The sequence below is a fragment of the Mycobacterium sp. HUMS_12744610 genome (genome assembly GCF_041206865.1).
Classification (GTDB): Bacteria; Actinomycetota; Actinomycetes; order Mycobacteriales; family Mycobacteriaceae; genus Mycobacterium; species Mycobacterium servetii.
This window is the reverse complement of record NZ_JBGEDP010000001.1, coordinates 4,861,173-4,879,898: the sequence shown is the minus strand read 5'-3', so window position 1 is coordinate 4,879,898 and position 18,726 is coordinate 4,861,173. Positions and strand designations below refer to the sequence as shown.

At 69.6% G+C, this 18,726-nt stretch carries 15 protein-coding genes and 2 pseudogenes; 15 read left to right on the top strand and 2 right to left on the bottom strand.

The window, feature by feature from the left end; genetic code table 11:
• Positions 1-111: 111 nt before the first annotated feature.
• Positions 112-903, top strand: a pseudogene (locus AB8998_RS23680) (hypothetical protein); the annotation flags it as partial.
• Here the strand turns inward: AB8998_RS23680 and AB8998_RS23675 are convergent.
• Positions 854-1,009, bottom strand: a complete 156-nt coding sequence (locus AB8998_RS23675; RefSeq protein ID WP_369740099.1) for a chorismate mutase — start codon at positions 1,007-1,009, stop codon at positions 854-856. The pseudogene AB8998_RS23680 and the gene AB8998_RS23675 sit on opposite strands and share 50 nt — an antisense overlap.
• Positions 1,010-1,143: 134 nt before the next feature.
• Between AB8998_RS23675 and AB8998_RS23670 the strand changes: the two genes are divergently transcribed.
• From AB8998_RS23670 to AB8998_RS23645, 6 genes and pseudogenes are all read left to right on the top strand, one after another.
• On the top strand, positions 1,144-1,788 hold the full coding sequence (locus tag AB8998_RS23670) for a ComF family protein (RefSeq protein ID WP_369740097.1): 645 nt from the start codon (positions 1,144-1,146) through the stop codon (positions 1,786-1,788).
• Between the two features lie 326 nt (positions 1,789-2,114).
• The gene (gene hpf, locus AB8998_RS23665) at positions 2,115-2,795 is read left to right on the top strand and encodes a ribosome hibernation-promoting factor, HPF/YfiA family (protein ID WP_369740095.1); all 681 of its coding nucleotides are present in this window, start codon (positions 2,115-2,117) and stop codon (positions 2,793-2,795) included.
• Positions 2,796-2,940: 145 nt separating this feature from the next.
• Positions 2,941-5,796: a preprotein translocase subunit SecA gene (secA, locus tag AB8998_RS23660; protein WP_369740093.1), complete on the top strand. Its 2,856-nt coding sequence runs from the start codon at positions 2,941-2,943 to the stop codon at positions 5,794-5,796.
• 43 nt (positions 5,797-5,839) lie between these two features.
• A pseudogene (locus AB8998_RS23655) lies at positions 5,840-6,399 on the top strand (methyltransferase family protein).
• Between the two features lie 55 nt (positions 6,400-6,454).
• Positions 6,455-6,937, top strand: a complete 483-nt coding sequence (locus AB8998_RS23650) for a cation:proton antiporter regulatory subunit (protein WP_369740091.1) — start codon at positions 6,455-6,457, stop codon at positions 6,935-6,937.
• 3 nt (positions 6,938-6,940) lie between these two features.
• Entirely contained in the window at positions 6,941-8,098 is a 1,158-nt protein-coding gene (locus AB8998_RS23645; protein WP_369740089.1) for a cation:proton antiporter, read from the top strand.
• Between the two features lie 16 nt (positions 8,099-8,114).
• On the opposite strand, the gene AB8998_RS23640 is transcribed toward AB8998_RS23645, so the two are convergent.
• Positions 8,115-8,660 (bottom strand): Rv3235 family protein, encoded by a 546-nt coding sequence (locus tag AB8998_RS23640; protein WP_369740087.1) that lies wholly within the window; start codon positions 8,658-8,660, stop codon positions 8,115-8,117.
• Between the two features lie 177 nt (positions 8,661-8,837).
• Here AB8998_RS23640 and AB8998_RS23635 point away from each other — a divergent pair, with 177 nt between their 5' ends.
• The 8 genes from AB8998_RS23635 to AB8998_RS23600 all read left to right on the top strand — a co-directional run bounded on the left by AB8998_RS23635 (position 8,838) and on the right by AB8998_RS23600 (position 18,715).
• Positions 8,838-10,253 (top strand): WS/DGAT/MGAT family O-acyltransferase, encoded by a 1,416-nt coding sequence (locus AB8998_RS23635; RefSeq protein ID WP_369740085.1) that lies wholly within the window; start codon positions 8,838-8,840, stop codon positions 10,251-10,253.
• Between the two features lie 54 nt (positions 10,254-10,307).
• Positions 10,308-11,183, top strand: a complete 876-nt coding sequence (ppk2, locus tag AB8998_RS23630) for a polyphosphate kinase 2 (RefSeq protein WP_369740084.1) — start codon at positions 10,308-10,310, stop codon at positions 11,181-11,183.
• Entirely contained in the window at positions 11,180-11,701 is a 522-nt protein-coding gene (locus tag AB8998_RS23625; RefSeq protein WP_369740082.1) for a DUF6912 family protein, read from the top strand. Before ppk2 ends, AB8998_RS23625 begins: the two co-directional genes overlap by 4 nt.
• Positions 11,702-11,783: 82 nt before the next feature.
• Positions 11,784-12,929, top strand: coding sequence for a ferredoxin reductase (locus tag AB8998_RS23620; RefSeq protein WP_369740080.1), 1,146 nt, complete (start codon positions 11,784-11,786; stop codon positions 12,927-12,929).
• Positions 12,930-13,024: 95 nt separating this feature from the next.
• Positions 13,025-14,314 carry a fatty acid desaturase family protein gene (locus AB8998_RS23615; protein ID WP_369740078.1) on the top strand — a complete coding sequence of 430 codons (1,290 nt, stop codon included), beginning with the start codon at positions 13,025-13,027 and terminating at the stop codon, positions 14,312-14,314.
• Positions 14,315-14,350: 36 nt separating this feature from the next.
• A complete protein-coding gene (locus tag AB8998_RS23610; protein ID WP_369740076.1) occupies positions 14,351-15,415 on the top strand; it encodes an AraC family transcriptional regulator in 1,065 nt (354 codons plus the stop codon).
• 100 nt (positions 15,416-15,515) lie between these two features.
• The gene (locus AB8998_RS23605; protein ID WP_369740074.1) at positions 15,516-17,006 is read left to right on the top strand and encodes a flavin-containing monooxygenase; all 1,491 of its coding nucleotides are present in this window, start codon (positions 15,516-15,518) and stop codon (positions 17,004-17,006) included.
• Complete coding sequence (locus AB8998_RS23600; RefSeq protein ID WP_369740073.1) at positions 17,003-18,715, top strand: GMC oxidoreductase; 1,713 nt, start codon at positions 17,003-17,005, stop codon at positions 18,713-18,715. Before AB8998_RS23605 ends, AB8998_RS23600 begins: the two co-directional genes overlap by 4 nt.
• Positions 18,716-18,726: the final 11 nt, after the last annotated feature.

Sequence of the window (18,726 nt, the reverse complement as noted above, 5' to 3'; positions counted from 1 at the left end):
GTGGCTGCTGGCGGCTACGTTCTCCGCGTTGAGCCGATGGCGGCAGCCGTCTCGCGCGAGCGCTGGCGAGGGTGGTGAGGCATTGCGGAACAAGTTGGGCGCGGTGCCCTGATGGCACCGCTGGGAGTTGATCCCGCCGCGCTGGATGGTGCCGGTTCTGCGGTGATCTCGGTGGGTGAGGGTTTGTGGTCGGTGACATCCGGTCTTGCCGGGGTGCTTTCCGGATGCGAGGGAACGGCGCGCAGCGATCCGGCTGCCACCGCATTCGGGCGCGGCTACGACAATTCGGCGGCGAAGGTGTTGGCGGCGATGGCCGTAACCCGGAACGGGTTATGCAGCATCGGCGACGGTGTGCGGATGTCCGCGCACAACTACTCGATGGCCGAGGCGATGCCAGACGTATCCGGGCGCGGGGAGCCGCTGCGGGTACCCAGGCCTACCGGGTCCGTGGCGAGGGGTTCAACGCCGTCGGCGGCCGGAACCGGCACCGGCGCCCCGGCGGGGTGGGGCTGGGTGGCTCCGTATATCGGGATGATCTGGCCGAGCGGTGATTCAGCGAAACTACCGCAGCGGCGGCCTGGATCAGCGCCGGAACGAATTTCGAGGTCAGCGAGATAATAGGCGCGGCAGGGCCCATGGGCATCGTTGAAGCCCAGCAGATGCCGGAAGGACCGGCGATTGCAGCGGCGTTCACGGACGCTCACCGCAGCGCCGCCAGTGTTTTGCAACAGTTCGATCGCGGCTCAGCTGAATGATTACGCCGACAAGATCGACCGGGTTCATGCGGCGATCCTCGATCTGTTGTCCCGCATCTGTGACCCCATGACGGGTATCAAAGAAGTCTGGGAAATTCTCACCGACGAAGACGAAGACGAGATCCACAAGATCGCCAACGATATCCGGTTTTGTAAAGCGCGGCCTCTTTGACCAGCTTTTGGCGCGTGGCCAAGAGCCTGACGATGTGCTCGTCGATCTGATCGATCTGGGAGCGGACCTCAGCGAGCGACACGTCCGCGACCGTACATGAGCCAGGCGAGCCACCGAAGTCGACGTTTGCCCGCGAAAGTGCGAGTGATCGCCTGCAAGACGTCGATCTCGGCGCGAAGCGGGGGGCTTGTCGGTCCCGTGCGCGACACTGCGCGTGTGCTCGACCTCATCCTGCCGCTGGAGTGCGGCGGTTGCGGGGCGCCGGCGACCCGCTGGTGTGACGCCTGCGGCCGCGAGCTGTCGGTGGCCGCCGACCAGCCCCACGTCGTCACCCCGCGCGTCGACCCCCAGGTGCCGGTGTTCGCGCTGGGCCGCTACGCCGGTGCCCGCCGTCAGGCGATCCTCGCGGTCAAGGAGCGCGGCCGCGGCGACCTCGTCGCGCCGCTGGCGCGCGCCCTGGCGCTCGGCGTGCACCGGCTGCTGGCCTGGGGGATCGTCGAGACCCCGCTGACGATCGTGCCCGCGCCCACGCGGCGCTCGGCGGCCCGCCGCCGCGGCGGCGATCCGGTCACCCGCCTGGCCAGGGCCGCCGTGGCGGGGCACCCCGACGTCACGGTCGCGCAGGCCCTGCGGATCAGGGCGCTGGCCCGCGACTCGGCGGGCCTGGGCACCGCGGCCCGCGAGCGCAACATCGCCGGGCGGGTGCTGCTGCGCGGCGGCGCGCTCGCCGGGCGACCGGGAACCGAGGTGATGGTGGTCGACGACGTCGTCACCACCGGCGCGACGGCCCGCGAGTCGGTGCGGACCCTGCACGCCGCGGGGGTGCGGGTCACCGCGGTCCTCGCGATCGCGGCGGCGTGAAACCGGAGTCAGACCGTGCGCGTGCCAAGAGGTTGTGAAGAACCCGCAACGGGTCGGCGAAATCAGTGGCGTCCCAAGGCGAACACGAGCTAACGTCGAGGACAACATGCAATGACCTAACGGTCATGCCGCACTGGTCGTACGTCCCAGGTTGCGACCCCACTGGCGAAGGGGGTGAGTATTCGGCACCTTGCACCGGCGGGCAGCCTGCGCGTGAACCATTCGGAACCGCTCTCACCCCGTCGGCGCGCCTCTAAGTAAGCAGGGCACGCAGCGCGCGTGCGACGTGGAAAGGGAACGAATTGTCACGCATGTCAAGGCTCTCCATGGATTCCAGTCAGATGCTCGCCGAGCCGCCGGCGGAGACCGACGGCCAGGCCGAACCGGCCGCCAGCGCCGAAGTCGTGTTCAAGGGCCGCAACGTCGAAATTCCCGACCACTACCGCGTATACGTCTCCCAGAAACTCGCCCGCCTCGAGCGGTTCGACCGCTCCATCTACCTCTTCGACGTCGAACTCAAACACGAGCCCAACCGCCGTCAGCGCAAGTCCTGTCAACGCGTGGAGATCACCGCCCGGGGCCGCGGACCGGTCAGCCGGGCCGAGGCCTGCGCCGACAGCTTCTACTCCGCGTTCGAGTCCGCGGTCGCCAAGCTGGAGAACCGCTTGCGGCGCGCCAAGGACCGGCGCAAGGTCCACTACGGCGACAAGACCCCCGTTTCGCTGGCCGCGGCCACCGCGGTCGCGCCCGAGCGGCTGAACGGCGCGCCTCAGGAGCCGCCGTTCGGGCGCAACGGCGCCGCCCCCGACCAGCCCGGCGACCACGAGCCGGGCCGGATCGTGCGGACCAAGGAGCACCCGGCCACGCCGATGACGGTCGACGACGCGCTGTACGAGATGGAGCTGGTCGGGCACGACTTCTTCCTGTTCCACGACAAGCAGAGCGAACGGCCGTGCGTCGTCTACCGCCGGCACGCCTACGACTACGGCCTCATCAGACTGAGCTGACCGGATCAGGCGAGCCGGATCGGGCCGATCGGGCTCGCCCGATCCGGCTCGGGCGGCCGCCGCCGCGTGTCACCTAGGATGGACGGCGTCTCATAGACATGCGTCTTAGAGACCAGGAAGACTCCAACCCACAGGGGACATAGCTGTGCTGTCGAAGTTGCTGCGCCTTGGTGAAGGTCGCATGGTCAAGCGCCTCAAAAGGATCGCCGACTATGTCGACACCCTGTCCGAGGACATCGAGAAGCTCACCGACGCCGAGCTGAGGGCCAAGACCGAGGAGTTCAAGAAGCGGCACGCCGACGGGGAGAGCCTCGACGACCTGCTGCCCGAGGCCTTCGCGGTGGCGCGCGAGGCCGCGTGGCGCGTGCTCGACCAGCGCCCCTTCGAGGTGCAGTTGATGGGGGCGGCGGCGCTGCACTTCGGCAACGTCGCCGAGATGAAGACAGGTGAGGGCAAGACCCTGACCTCGGTGCTGCCGGCCTACCTCAACGGCATCGGCGGCAAGGGCGTGCACATCGTCACGGTCAACGACTACCTGGCCAAACGCGACAGCGAGTGGATGGGCCGCGTGCACCGTTTCCTGGGCCTGGACGTCGGGGTGATCCTGGCCCAGATGACCCCCGACGAGCGCCGGGTCGCCTACCACGCCGACATCACCTACGGCACCAACAACGAGTTCGGCTTCGACTACCTGCGCGACAACATGGCCCATTCGCTGGACGACTGCGTCCAGCGCGGCCACAACTTCGCCATCGTCGACGAGGTCGACTCCATCCTGATCGACGAGGCCCGCACCCCGCTGATCATCTCCGGGCCGGCCGACGGCGCCTCCAACTGGTACCTCGAGTTCGCCCGCCTGGCGCCGCTGATGGAAAAAGACCTGCACTACGAGGTCGACCTGCGCAAACGCACCGTCGGTGTGCACGAGAAGGGGGTGGAGTTCGTCGAGGACCAGCTGGGCATCGACAACCTCTACGAGGCCGCCAACTCGCCGCTGGTCAGCTACCTCAACAACGCGCTGAAGGCCAAGGAGCTGTTCAACCGCGACAAGGACTACATCGTCCGCGACGGCGAGGTGCTCATCGTCGACGAGTTCACCGGCCGCGTGCTGTACGGCCGCCGCTACAACGAGGGCATGCACCAGGCGATCGAGGCCAAGGAGCACGTCGAGATCAAGGCCGAGAACCAGACGCTGGCCACCATCACGCTGCAGAACTACTTCCGGCTCTACGACAAGCTGGCGGGCATGACCGGCACGGCCCAGACCGAGGCGGCCGAGCTGCACGAGATTTACAAGCTCGGGGTGGTGCCCATCCCGACCAACAAGCCGATGATCCGCACGGACCAGTCCGACCTGATCTACAAGACCGAGGAAGCCAAGTACATCGCGGTGGTCGACGACGTCGCCGAGCGCTACGAGAAGGGCCAGCCGGTGCTGATCGGCACGACCAGCGTGGAGCGCTCGGAGTACCTGGCGCGCCAGTTCGCCAAGCGCCGCATCCCGCACAACGTGCTCAACGCGAAGTACCACGAGCAGGAGGCGCAGATCGTCGCCGTGGCGGGGCGCCGCGGCGGCGTCACCGTCGCCACCAACATGGCCGGTCGCGGCACCGACATCGTGCTGGGCGGCAACGTCGACTTCCTGACCGACCAGCGGCTGCGGGAGCGCGGCCTGGACCCGGTGGAGACGCCCGACGAGTATGAGGCGGCCTGGCACGAGGAGCTGCCCAAGGTCAAGGAGGAGGCCGGAAAGGAGGCCGCCGAGGTGATCGAGGCCGGCGGCCTGTATGTGCTGGGCACCGAACGGCACGAGTCCCGGCGCATCGACAACCAGCTGCGCGGCCGCTCCGGCCGCCAGGGCGACCCCGGCGAGTCCCGGTTCTACCTGTCGCTGGGTGACGAGCTGATGCGGCGGTTCAACGGCGCGGCGCTGGAGTCGATGCTCAACCGGCTCAACCTGCCCGACGACGTGCCGATCGAGGCCAAGATGGTCACCCGGGCGATCAAGAGCGCGCAGACCCAGGTCGAGCAGCAGAACTTCGAGGTCAGAAAGAACGTCCTCAAGTACGACGAAGTGATGAACCAGCAGCGCAAGGTGATCTACGCCGAGCGCCGCCGCATCCTCGAGGGCGAAAACCTCAGGGAGCAGGCCCTCGACATGGTCCGCGACGTCGTCACCGCTTACGTCAACGGCGCGACGGGCGAGGGTTACGCCGAGGACTGGGACCTGGAGGCGTTGTGGACGGCGCTGAAGACGCTGTACCCGGTCGGGATCGACCATGCGACGCTGATGCGCCTGGACGCCGACTCCGAGCGTGACGACCTGACCCGCGAGGAACTGCTCGACGAGCTGCTCGCCGACGCCGAACGCGCTTACGCCGCAAGGGAAGCCGAACTCGAGGAACTCGCGGGCGAGGGCGCGATGCGCCAGCTGGAGCGCAACGTGCTGCTCAACGTCATCGACCGCAAGTGGCGCGAGCACCTCTACGAGATGGACTACCTCAAGGAGGGCATCGGGCTGCGGGCGATGGCGCAGCGCGACCCGCTGGTCGAGTACCAGCGCGAGGGCTACGACATGTTCATGGCCATGCTCGACGGCATGAAGGAGGAGTCGGTCGGCTTCCTGTTCAACGTCGCCGTGGAAGCGGTGCCCGCGCCGTCCCCGCAGGTAGCCCCGGTGGAAGCGCCGAAAGGGCTCGCCGAGCTGGGCGCGGGCTCGGGCGGCGGCGACGAGCAGCGCGACCAGCGGGCCGACTCCGGCGGTGCCCGCGAGGAGGCGCGAAGTGTGGTGCACGCCAAGGGCATCGATGACGAGCAGCAGCCGGCGCTGACTTATTCCGGCCCCTCGGAGGACGGTTCGGCGCAGCTGCAGCGCAGCGGCGGCGGTGCGGACAAGGCGCCCGCCGGGGTGCCCGCGGGCGCCAGCCGCCGCGAGCGGCGCGCGGCCGCCCGACAGCAGGGCCGCGGCGCCAAGCCGCCGAAATCGGTGAAAAAGCGGTAGTCCGGCTGTTTGCCGGGGCGCCGCCGCGGTGGACGCTGAGTCCATGAAGCGCTACCTGGTCCTGGGTTACGGCGCCGCGGCGTACGAGATGTTCCTCGTGGCCTTCCAGTATGCGATCGGGTTCATGGGCGACATCGTCGTGCCGCGCAGCGTCGATCACGGGCTCACCGCGCCCGTCGGGCGGGCGTTGCTGGTCGACACGTTGCTGCTGGCGCTGCTCTACTGGCGGTGGCGCACGATGCCGGCCGTGGTCTGGGACGTGCGGCCGCAGGCGGGCCGGCTGGTTTTGTGGGCCCTGTTCGGGCTTCGGCAGGTGTATCTGGCCTGGCGCGCAGAGCCCCACACCGAACTGGGGTTTCAGGCCCGTTCGCTGTACCGGCTGGTGCGCCACCCGATCATGCTGGGCTTCGTCATCGCTTTCTGGCTGACGCCCACGATGACGGCGGGGCGCCTGCTGTTGGCGGGGCCACCACAGGTTGCCTCCTGACCGCGGTGCGGTTGGAAGAGCGCGACCTCGTCGCCGCCCTGGGGCGGCAGTACCACGAATACCGCAGGAGCGTGTCGATGCTGGAACCGCGCCCGCCCCGGCGGACGGCCGAATAGCGGGCCGGACGGTCGGACTACCGCAGCGCCGGTCGGACCTGGAACGATCGATGGTATGGATGTCAACGAGGTGTTGCTCCCGGGCGTCGGCCTGCGGTACGAGTTCACCGACCACAAGGGTGACAGGATCGGCATCATCGCCCGGCGCAGCGGCGATTTCGACGTCGTCGTCTACGCCCGGGAGGACCCGGACCAGGCGCGACCGCTGCTCTGCCTCACCGACGAGGAGGCCGAGGCCATGGCCCAGATCCTCGGCGCGCCGCGGATCGCCGAGCGGTTCACCGAACTGGCCCGCGAGATACCCGGGCTCGAGACGGGGCAGGTCCACATCCTGGCGGGCAGCCCGTTCGCCGGCCACCCGCTGGGCGACACCCACGCACGCACCCGCACCGGGGCCTCGATCGTCGCGATCGTGCGCAACGAGGAGGTGCTCGCCTCGCCGGGTCCTGCCGAGATGCTGCGCGCCCACGACGTCCTGATCGTCATCGGCACCGCAGAAGGCATCGCCGGGGTCGAGCAAATCGTCGACAAGGGCTGAGCCGTGCAGGTTTCGGAGGCGCTGCTGTTCCAGCTCGGCGCTCTCCTGGCAGTGCTGTCCGTGCTGGGGGCCCTGGCGCGCCGTTTCGCGTTGTCGCCGATACCGCTGTACCTGGTGGCCGGCCTGTCGCTGGGCAACGGCGGCATCTGGCCGGTGGCCGCCGCGGGCGGGTTCATCACCACGGCCGCCTCGCTGGGCATCGTCCTGCTGCTGCTGACCCTGGGGCTGGAGTTCTCCGCGACCGAGTTCGCCAGCAGCCTGCGGCACCACCTGCCGTCGGCCGGCGCCGACGTGGTCCTCAACGCCACACCGGGCGCGGTGGCGGGCTGGCTGCTGGGGCTGGACGGCGTGGCCATCCTGTCGCTGGCCGGGGTCACCTACATCTCCTCGTCGGGGGTGATCGCGCGGCTGCTGGAAGACCTGCGCCGGCTCGGTAACCGGGAGACGCCGGCGGTGCTGTCGGTGCTCGTGCTCGAGGACTTCGCGATGGCGGCCTACCTTCCGCTGTTCTCGGTGCTGGCCTCCGGCGGCACCTGGCCGGTGGCGATCGCGAGCATGGTCGCCGCGATCCTCGCCCTGGTCGCGGCGTTCACCGCGTCCTACCGCTGGGGCCACCACTTCGGCCGGCTGGTGACGCACCCCGACTCCGAGCAACTGCTGCTGCGGGTGCTGGGGGTGACCCTGATGGTGGCTGCGCTCGCCGAGTCGGTGCACGCATCGGCCGCCGTCGGCGCCTTCCTGGTGGGGTTGACGCTGACCGGGGATACCGCGGACCGGGCCCGCAAGGTGCTGGGACCGTTGCGCGACCTGTTCGCCGCGACGTTCTTCCTGTCGATCGGCCTGTCGGTCGACCCGCAGCATCTGCTGCCGATGCTCCCGGCCGCCCTGGCGCTGGCCGTCGTGACCGCGGCGACGAAGGTGCTCACCGGGATGATCGCGGCCCACCGCGACGGGGTGGCGCGGCGCGGCCAGCTGCGTGCGGGCACCGCGCTGATCGCCCGCGGCGAGTTCTCACTGGTCATCATCGGGTTGATCGGCGCGACCATCCCCGGCGTGGCCGCGCTGGCGACGTCGTACGTCTTCGTGATGGCGATCGCGGGCCCGGTGCTGGCGCGGTTCACCGGCGGCCCGCTGCCGGAGGGGCCCGCCTCACCGCATTGAGTCAACCCGTGAGCCGTCACCCGATGTGCAGCGCCACCACCAGCCATCGGGCCCGGCCACCGGTGTGCAGCGCCTCCACGCGGCAGGCGATCGCGTGGACCCTGTTGCCGCGGCTGTAGGAGCCGAAGACCTCGGCGGCCGCCTCCGGGTCGCGGTGCCCCGCCGGCTGTAGCCGCATCCGGCGCAGCACGGCGGCGCCGCCACGTCCGGCGCCGGCCCGGCCCACCGCGAGCACCGAGTCGACCAGGCCGGGCGCGAGCACGGGCTGCAGCTGCGCGGCGGGACGGCGGCGGTCGATGACCTCGAGGACCTGGCGCAGCGCCGCGTCGGCGAAGACCGCCGCCTGCCGCATCCGCGGTGAGAGGTTCGTATCGCCGGACGGCGGGCCACCGGGTGGCCCGTCGTTCCGGCGCAGCGGTGCGCGGGTGCCGCGCCGTCGCGGCGAGACCGCCGACGGGCGCCGGCACCCGGGCACGTCGCGCGTCGGGGGCTCGTAGTCGACGACGGGCGTCACGGCGAACGCGTCCGGGCCGGACGGCCGCACGACGGGGTGAACGGACAATGCGCACTCTCCAGTCAACCGAATGGTGGCGGGCAAGCCTGCTGGAGAGGGGCAGACACCGGTCATCATGGCACAACTCGACCTCACGCGTACCCGCGCCGTGCTGTGCGCCGGTTGTGCGGTTACCGTGGGCGGGAACAGCGGTGTGGCAACGGATGACAGGAGGACGGGGCGGCAATGGTGACCCGCTTGTCCCCCTCGGACGCGTCGTTCTTCCGGCTGGAAAACACCTCCACCCCGATGTACGTCGGATCGCTGTACATCCTGCGCCGGCCGCGCGCCGGGCTGAGCTACGAGTCGCTGCTGGCAACCATCGAGCAGCGCCTGCCGCAGGTGCCGCGCTACCGCCAGAAGGTCCGCCAGGTCATCGGCATGGCCAGGCCCGTGTGGATCGACGACAGCGACTTCGACATCACCTACCACGTGCGCCGCTCGGCGCTGCCCTCGCCCGGCAGCGACGAGCAACTGCACGAGCTGATCGGGCGGCTCGCCGCGCGGCCGTTGGACAAGTCGCGGCCGTTGTGGGAGGCCTACCTCGTCGAGGGCCTGGCCGGCAACCGCCTCGCCCTTTACACCAAGTCCCATCAGGCTCTCGTCAACGGCGTGACGGCGCTGTCGCTCGGCCACGTCATCGCCGACCGGACGCGGCGCCCGCCGCCGTTCCCCGAGGACATCTGGGTTCCGGAACGCGACCCCGGCAACACCAGGCTGCTGCTGGGCGCGCTGGGCGAGTGGGTGGGGGGCCCGGGCACGCAGCTGCAGGCCGTCGGGTCGGTTGTGGCCGGGGCGGTGACCAACCACGGCGAGCTGCGCAACGTGGGCCGCCGCGTCGTGCACCTCGCGCGGGCGGTGGCGCGCGGGACGGCGCCCAGCAGCCCGCTCAACGCGACCGTTTCCCGCAACCGCCGGTTCACGGTCGCGCGGGCCAGCCTCGAGGATTACCGGACCGTGCGGGCGCGCTACGACTGCGACATCAACGATGTGGTGCTGGCCGTGGTGGCCGGCGCGCTGGCCAACTGGCTGCTGTCGCGCGGGGAACCGGTGTCGCCGACCGCGACCGTGCGGGCGATGGCGCCGCTGTCCGTCTACGCCGAGGATCAGTTCGACGCCACCGGACCGGGGCAGATGATCAGCCAGGTCACGCCGTTTCTGGTCGACCTCCCGGTGGGTGAGCCCAACGCCGTGGTGCGGCTGTCGCAGATCGCCCACGCCACCGAGTCCAACCCGACCGCCGCCAGCGCGGTCGACGCCAGGACCATCATCACCCTGTCGGGTTTCGCGCCGCCCACCCTGCACGCCATGGGCGTCCGCGTCGCCACCAGCTTCCCCAGTTTCTCCAAGCGGACGTTCAACCTGTTGATCACCAACGCCCCTGGGGCGCAGTCACAGATGTACATCGCCGGCACCAAGCTGCTGGAGGCCTACGCGGTGCCGCCGTTGCTCAACGACCAGGCGCTCGCGATCAGCGTGACGTCGTACAACGGCATGCTGTATTTCGGGATCAACGCCGACCGCGACGCGATGAGCGACGTCGACCTGCTGCCCGACCTGTTGAACCAGTCGCTCGAGGAACTCCTGGACGCCTCCCGTTAGCGCGTGGCGCGAAAGATGGTGCCGCCGAATCGTGGAGAGATAGCATTCGTTGCTGTGAGCACCGCGACCGGCGACGGCACCCATGCGAAGGCGAAGAAGAAGAAGTCGGCGCCGGCCGAGCCCAAGATTTCCAACGGCGTCTACGAGGCCGAATTATTCCGGCTGCAAACCGAACTCGTGAAGATGCAGGAATGGGTGCGCCATTCCGGGGCGCGTCTGGTCATCGTCTTCGAGGGCCGCGACGGGGCGGGCAAAGGCGGTGCCATCAAACGGATCACCGAATATCTCAACCCGCGGATGGTGCGCATCGCCGCACTGCCCGTGCCGACCGATCGGGAACGCGGGCAGTGGTACTACCAGCGCTACATCGCCCATCTGCCCGCCCACGGGGAGATCGTGCTCTTCGACCGGTCGTGGTACAACCGCGCCGGCATCGAGAAGGTCATGGGATTCTGCACGCCGCAGGAGTATGTGCTGTTCCTACGCCAGACGCCGATCTTCGAGCAGATGTTGGTCGAAGACGGGATCCTGCTGCGCAAGTACTGGTTCTCGGTGTCCGAGGCCGAGCAGCTGCGCCGGTTCAAGGCGCGCGTGAACGACCCTGTGCGGCAATGGAAACTCAGCACCATGGACCTGGAGTCGGTCTATCGGTGGGAGGACTATTCGCGCGCCAAGGACGAGATGATGGTGCACACCGACACCCCGGTCAGCCCGTGGTACGTCGTGGAATCGGATATCAAGAAGCACGCCCGGATCAACATGATGGCCCATCTGCTGTCCACCATCGAATACCACGACACCGAAAGGCCCAAGATCAAGCTGCCGAAACTCCCGCTGGAACCCAAGAACTACCAGCGGCCGCCGCGCGAGTTGTCGAAATATGTCGCGGACTACGCGGCAACGTTGATCGGGGACCGGCCCGGCGGATGACCCACGTCTACATTCCGGCCACGCTGGCGATGCTGCAGCAGTTGGTCGCGCACGGGGAGCTGACGCCGGTCAGCGGCATCGCGTTCGCGGTGACACCGGCGTTGCGCGAGGCCTACGCCGAGGGCGACGACGACGAACTGGCCGAGGTGGCGCTGCGCGAGGCGGCGCTGGCGTCGCTGCGCCTGCTGGCGGCGGAGCGCGACGCCGGGACCGGGGACCTGCCGCCGCGGCGCGCTGTGCTGGCCGCCGAGGCCGACGTGGGCGAATCCGGGGCCGAATACCGCCCCGATCTCGACGACGCCGTCGTCAAACTCAGTACGCCGATCGCGATGGGCCGGGTGATCGCCGCCTACGTCGACACCGTCGAGGCCGAGCCGGACGTCGTCACGGCGATCGAGGCGATCGACGCCGCGGACCTCGGCGACGAGGATGCCGAACTGGCCGTCGGGGACGCGCAGGACCACGACTTGGCCTGGTACGCCGTCCAGGAGCTGCCGTTCCTGCTCGAGCTGCTGTGACCGGTCGCGTCACACCCTGTATACGAGACCGTAAGTTACGGTACCGTAGGTTGGTGGAGCGACCCGTGGACAGGAGCCTGCGATGAGCAAGAAGTACTTCCCCCCGGTCACCGCAAACGTCGTCGAGACCACGCGACCGACCGTCGCGGGCGCCGACCGGCACCCCGCCTGGCACGCGCTGCGGACGATGGCGGCCCGCATCACGACGCCGCTGCTGCCCGACGACTACCTGCGCCTGGCCAACCCGCTGTGGTCCGCGCGCGAACTGCGGGGCCGCATCCTCGAGGTGCGCCGCGAAACGGAGGATTCCGCGACGCTGGTGATCAAACCGGGCTGGGGCTTCAGCTTCGACTACCAGCCGGGCCAGTACATCGGGATCGGCGTGCGGGTCGACGGGCGCTGGCGTTGGCGGTCGTATTCGCTGACGTCGAGCCCGGCCGGGCATTCCTCGTCGCGCACGGTCACGATCACCGTGAAGGCGATGCCCGAGGGATTCCTGTCCACCCATCTGGTCGCCGGTGTCGCGCCGGGCACCATCGTGCGACTGGCCGCCCCGCAGGGCAACTTCGTCCTGCCCGATCCGGCGCCGCGCTCGATCCTGTTCCTCACCGCCGGGTCCGGGATCACGCCGGTGATGTCTATGTTGCGAACGCTGGTGCGCCGCAACCAGATCGGGGATGTCGTACATCTGCATTCGGCCCCCACCGAAGCCGAGGTGATGTTCGGTGCCGAGTTGGCTGCGCTGGCCGCCGGCCGGGCGGGCTACCGGTTGCGGGTGCGCGAGACCCGCTTCCAGGGGCGGCTGGACCTGGCCGGGCTCGACCAGGAGGTGCCGGACTGGCGCGAACGCCAGACGTGGGCCTGCGGCCCCGAGGGGATGCTCACCCAGGCCGAGAAGGTGTGGTCGGCGGCCGGCATCGGCGACCGGTTGCATCTGGAGCGGTTCGCGGTGGCCAAGGCGGCGCCGGCCGGGGCGGGGGGAACGGTCACGTTCGCGCGCAGCGGGCGCGCCGTCGCCGCGGATGCCGCGACGTCGGTGATGGAGGCGGGGGAGGGCGCCGGCGTGCAGATGCCCTACGGCTGCCGGATGGGCATCTGCCAGTCGTGTGTGGTGAGCTTGGTGGACGGCCACGTGCGCGACCTGCGAACCGGCCGCGAGCACGATCCCGGCAGCCGCATCCAGACCTGCGTGTCGGCGGCCTCCGGCGATTGTGTGGTCGACATCTGAGAGCTACTCACAGGTAACCTACGGCTTCGTAGGTTACGATAACGTAGGTGAAGGGCCACTGCGGCCAACCACCCGATCAACCACAGGAGCTGACGATGGCGATTACCGACGTCGACGTATTCGCGCATCTGACCGATGCCGACGTCGAAAGCCTGGCGGTCGAGCTCGACTCCATCCGCCGGGACATCGAAGACTCACGCGGCGAGCGCGACGCACGCTACATCCACCGCACGATCGCCGCTCAGCGCGCCCTCGAGGTGGCCGGGCGGCTGCTGCTGGCGGCCAGTTCGCGCCGTTCGGCCTGGTGGGCGGGCACCGTGACGCTGGGCGTGGCCAAGATCGTCGAGAACATGGAGATCGGCCACAACGTCATGCATGGCCAGTGGGACTGGATGAACGACCCGGAGATCCACTCCTCGACGTGGGAGTGGGACATGAGCGGGTCCTCCAAGCACTGGCGCTACACCCACAACTTCGTGCACCACAAGTTCACCAACATCCTCGGGATGGACGACGACGTCGGCTACGGGTTGCTGCGCGTCACCCGCGACCAGCGCTGGAAGCGTTTCAACGTCTTCAACCTGGTCTACAACACGATGCTGGCCCTGCTGTTCGAGTGGGGCGTCGGCCTACAGCACGTGGAGCTCGGCAAGATCGCCAAGCGCCGGATGGACCACAAAGAGGCCCGGGAGCGGGTCGACGAGTTCCTGGCCAAGGCCGGCCGTCAGGTGCTCAAGGACTATGTCGCCTTCCCGGCGCTGACCGCGCTGTCGCCCGGGGCAACCTACCGGTCGACGCTGAAGGCCAACGCGCTGGCCAACGTGATCCGCAACGTGTGGGCCAACGCGGTCATCTTCTGCGGCCATTTCCCCGACGGCGCCGAGAAGTTCACCACCACCGACATGATCGGCGAAACCCAGGGCCAGTGGTACCTGCGCCAGATGCTGGGCAGCGCCAACTTCGACGCCGGGCCTGCGCTGCGGTTCATGAGCGGCAATTTGTGCCACCAGATCGAGCACCATCTCTTCCCCGACCTGCCTAGCAACCGGTACGCGGAGATCGGCGTGCGGGTGCGCGAGCTGTGCGACAAGTACGACCTGCCCTACACCACGGGACCGTTCCTGGTGCAGTACGCCAAGACGTGGCGCACGCTGGCCAAGCTGTCGCTGCCCGACAAGTACCTGCGCGACAGCGCCGACGACGCGCCGGAGACCCGCAGCGAGCGGATGTTCGCCGAACTGGAGCCCGGCTTCGCCGGCACCGATCCGGCTACCGGGCGCCGACGCGGGCTCAAGACCGCCATCGCCACCGTGCGGGGATGGCGGCGCGGTAAGCGCACCGCCGCGGAGGCGGCCAGCCGCGTCGACGACGCGTCCGCCGCCTGACCTGGCCGCGGGAAACGTCCGGCCATACTGGGATTCGTGAAGGTCTTCGCCGGACAACAGGTCTCGCACTGGGACTTCCCGCGGAACACGGCCAGCGCCGCGTTGATGACCGAGTTCGGTCGCGAGAACGGGCTGGCGGCCGCGGAGGTGCTCGACGGGTCAGGCCTGTGCGAAGCGGACCTGCGCGACCACCAGCGGATGATCACCGGACGCCAGGAGTTGGCGGTCGCGACGAACCTGGTGGACCGGCTGGGGGACCCGGCGAACCTGGGAGTGCGCGTGGGCAGTGGCTATCACGTGGGATCGTTGGGCATCTTCGGCTTCGCCTGCCTGACCAGCTCGACGCTGGGCGACGCCGTCCGGTTCGCGGCCCGGTTCTACGAGCTCAGTTACGGATTCTGCCTGCCCAGCGTCACGGTGGACGGCCCGCTGGCGGCGTTGCGGCTCGACCTGCCCGACCTGACCGGCCCGGTCGCGGAGTTCCTCACCCGGCGTGACCTGGCGGCGATCGCCCGCGTGATGGCCGAAGCGCTGGGTAGGACCGTCCCGTTCGCGTCGGTCGAGTTCGCGGGTCCGGCGCCGGCGTCGGGCGATGCGGCGGCCCGCCAGGTGTTCGGCGTGACGCCGCGATACCACTCGCCGGTCACGGTGGCCTCCTGGCCGGCCGCGCTGCTCGACGACCGGCTACCCCAGGCCAGTGAGATCAGCGTGGCAATGTGTGAACAGCAGTGCGACGCGCTGCTGGAACGCCGTCGAACGCGGACCGGGGTGGCCCGCCGGGTACGCGAACGGCTGGCGTCGATCGACGGCAAACCGCACACGATCTCCGGCGTCGCCCGGCAGCTGGCGATGAGTGAGCGCACGCTGCGGCGGCGTCTCGCCGAGGAGAACACGACTTTCAGGGACCTGGCCGAGGAGGTCCACCGGGTGCTCGCGGAGGAGCTGTTGGCCACGGGTGCACTCTCGGTGGACGACGTCGCGTTGCGGCTGGGCTACGCCGAGGCGACCAGCTTCATCGCCGCGTTCAAGCGGTGGACGGGCACAACACCCGCGCGCTATCAGCGGAAAGTGGCGCCCCGCGCGCGCTCGCTGGCCGTCTGAACCGGGGCGCGCATCGAACCCGGCCCCCGTGGCCGGAATCATCGATTTGCGGCCGCAATCGCCTGGGCGATCGGCCCCGCGTGCTCCTATTTTGTGAGGTATGCCTCTTCGTCGTCCCCGCGCCCTGGTGATCGGCGCCGGCTTCGGTGGCCTCGCCGCGGCCTACGAGTTGTCCAAGGACGGGCTCGCCGACGTGACGGTGCTGGAGAAAGCCGGGGACATCGGCGGCGTCTGGCGGGCGAACACCTATCCCGGCGCCGCCTGCGACGTGCCGTCGAACCTGTACTCCTACTCGTTCTCCCGCAAGACGGACTGGGGTCGCCGCTACGCCGAGCAGCCCGACATCCTCGGCTACATCCGTGACACCGCCGACCGGTTCGGTCTGCGTGACCTGGTGCGCACGGGGGTCGAGGTCACCGCGGCCAGCTACGACGACGGCACCGCCACGTGGCGGGTGACGACCTCGTCCGGGGAGGTGCTCGAGGCCGAGGTGCTCGTGCCCGCGGTGGGCCAGCTGTCGCGGCCGGCCCTGCCGCAGATCCCCGGTCTCGACGCCTTCGCGGGGCCGTCCTTCCATTCGGCCGAGTGGCGCCACGACGTCGACCTGACCGGCAAGCGCGTCGCGGTGCTGGGCACCGGCGCGTCGGCGATCCAGTTCGTGCCGCGCATTCGCCGGGTCGCCGCGTACGTCACGGTGTTTCAGCGCTCCGCGCCCTACGTCGTGCCGAAGCCGGACCGCGCCTACACCGGCGTGCACCGCGCCGCGTTCCGCAATGTGCCCGGTTTCGCCGCCGCGATGCGGCAGCTGATCTGGGAGATCTCGGAGTTCTTCGGGCTCGCGCTGACCCGGGTCGCCCCGCTCGCCCGGTTGATCGGCATCGTCGCGGCGGCGAACCTGCAACGCCACATCAAGGATCCGGTGCTGCGGGCCAAGCTCACCCCCGACTACCCGATCGGCTGCAAGCGCGTGCTGTTCAGCAGCGACTGGTATCCGGCGCTGGCGTGCGACAACGTCGACGTCGAGACCGCCGCGATCACCGAGGTGACGGCCACCGGCGTGCGCACCGCCGACGGCCGGTTGCACGAGGTGGACGTCATCGTCTACGGCACCGGGTTCAAGGCCACCGAATTCCTCGCCCCGATGACGATCACCGGTCGCCACGGGCGCGACCTGCACTCGCAGTGGGCCGAGGGGGCGCGCGCCCACCTGGGGATGGCGGTGCCGGGCTTCCCGAACATGTTCTTGATCTACGGCCCGAACACCAACCTCGGCAGCAGCTCCATCATCCTCATGATGGAGCACCAGGCCCGCTACATCCGCCAGATCGTCGAGAGGCTGGCCCACAGCGGCATGGCCGGCGCGTTCGAGGTGCGGCCCGCCGTGGAGCAGGCCTACGACGCCGAGGTGCAGTCCCGCCTGGATGCCGGCGTGTGGACCGCGTGCGAGTCCTGGTACCGCGCCGCCTCCGGACGCGTCACCACCAACTGGCCGGGCCTGGTCCGGGAGTACCAGCGCCGCACCCAGACCGTGAGCTTCGCGGACTTCGACGAAGTCCTCCCCGCCTCCGCCACCCAGGAGGTCGGTGCGTGACCCGGGCGTCGTTCGACTACGACGTCCTCGTGATCGGCTCGGGATTCGGCGGCAGCGTCACGGCGCTGCGGCTGAGCGAAAAGGGTTACCGGGTCGGCGTATTGGAGGCGGGCCGGCGTTTCCGCGACGAAGACTTCGCCAAGAACAGCTGGCATGTGCGCGATTACCTGTTCAAGCCCTCCGTCGGCTGCTACGGAATCCAGCGGATCGACCTGCTCTCCGACGCCGTGGTGCTCAGCGGCGCCGGGGTGGGCGGCGGCTCACTGGTGTACGCGAACACGTTGTACGAGCCCCGCGACCCCTTCTACGCCGACCCCCGCTGGAGCGGCATCACCGACTGGCGCGCCGAACTCGCGCCCGCCTACGACCAGGCCAAGCGGATGCTCGGCGTCGCGACCTATCCGCGGATGACGCCCTCGGACAAGGTGATGCTGCAGGTCGCCACCGACCTCGGCATCGCCGACTCGTTTCACGCCACCCCGGTTGGCGTGTGTTTCGGCGGCACGGACGGCGACCAGGCCGCGCCGGGCGCCGCGGTCGGTGACCCGTACTTCGGCGGGGCCGGCCCGGACCGCAAGGCGTGCCTGCACTGCGGCGAATGCATGACGGGGTGCCGGCACAACGCCAAGAACACGCTGGTCAAGAATTACCTCTATCTGGCCGAAAAGATCGGTGCGACAGTGCATCCGCTGACCACAGTCGTCGACGTGCGGCCGCGTCACGACGGCGGGTACGACGTCCTCGCCCGCCGCACCGACGCCAAGCTGCGCCGGCGACGCGTCACGTTCACCGCGCAGCAGGTGGTGTTCTCGGCCGCCGCCCTGGGCACCCAGCGGCTGCTGCACCGGCTGCGCGACCGCGGCAGCCTGCCGCACGTCTCGCCCCGGCTCGGGGAGCTCTCGCGCACCAACTCCGAGGCGATCCTCGCGGTGCGGGCGCGCGGCGACGACGTCGACTACTCCGAGGGCGTGGCGATCACGTCGTCGATCCACCCGGACGGCCACACCCATGTGGAGCCGTGCCGCTACGGCCACGACTCCAATCTGATGGGGTTGCTCGGCACCGTCCTGGTCGACGGGCTGGATGGCGGCAGGCGTTGGCGAAGTGGGATGAAAGAGCTTGTGCGCCAACGCCGTGACCTGACCCGCCTGCTCAACCCGAGGAACTGGTCGGAACAGACCATCCCGCTGCTGGTGATGCAGACCCACGACAACTCCCTGACCACCTATACGCGGCGCGGGCCGTTCGGGCGGCGCGTGGTGACGCGGCAGGGCGTGGGCGAGCCGAACCCGACGTGGATTCCGTTGGGCCACGAGGTGGCCCGGCGTGCGGCCGAGTACATGGACGGCATCCCCGGCGGCGCCTGGGCCGACCTGGCGGACATCCCGATGACAGGTCACTTCATCGGCGGTTGCGTGATCGGCGAGACCGCGGCCGACGGCGTCGTGGACCCCTACCACCGCATGCACGGGCACCCCGGGCTGCACGTGATCGACGGGTCCACGATCACCGCGAACCTGGGCGTCAACCCGTCGCTCACGATCACCGCACTGGCCGAGCGCGCCGCCGCACTGTGGCCGAACAAGGGCGAGCCCGATCCGCGGCCGCCGTTGGGTTCGCCCTACGTGCGCGTCGCGCCCGTCGCACCGGTCAACCCCGCGGTCCCCGACGGCGCGCCGGGCGCGTTGCGGCCGGCCCGGTCCGAGTGACCGCGAGGGTG

What these genes read in the sequence shown, in the direction of transcription:
- AB8998_RS23625 (WP_369740082.1), top strand. Translation starts at nt 11,180, where the DNA reads ATGACCCACGTCTACATTCCGGCCACGCTGGCGATGCTGCAGCAGTTG.
- AB8998_RS23635 (WP_369740085.1), top strand. Translation starts at nt 8,838, where the DNA reads ATGGTGACCCGCTTGTCCCCCTCGGACGCGTCGTTCTTCCGGCTGGAA.
- AB8998_RS23615 (WP_369740078.1), top strand. Translation starts at nt 13,025, where the DNA reads ATGGCGATTACCGACGTCGACGTATTCGCGCATCTGACCGATGCCGAC.
- AB8998_RS23605 (WP_369740074.1), top strand. Translation starts at nt 15,516, where the DNA reads ATGCCTCTTCGTCGTCCCCGCGCCCTGGTGATCGGCGCCGGCTTCGGT.
- AB8998_RS23620 (WP_369740080.1), top strand. Translation starts at nt 11,784, where the DNA reads ATGAGCAAGAAGTACTTCCCCCCGGTCACCGCAAACGTCGTCGAGACC.
- AB8998_RS23650 (WP_369740091.1), top strand. Translation starts at nt 6,455, where the DNA reads ATGGATGTCAACGAGGTGTTGCTCCCGGGCGTCGGCCTGCGGTACGAG.
- hpf (WP_369740095.1), top strand. Translation starts at nt 2,115, where the DNA reads ATGGATTCCAGTCAGATGCTCGCCGAGCCGCCGGCGGAGACCGACGGC.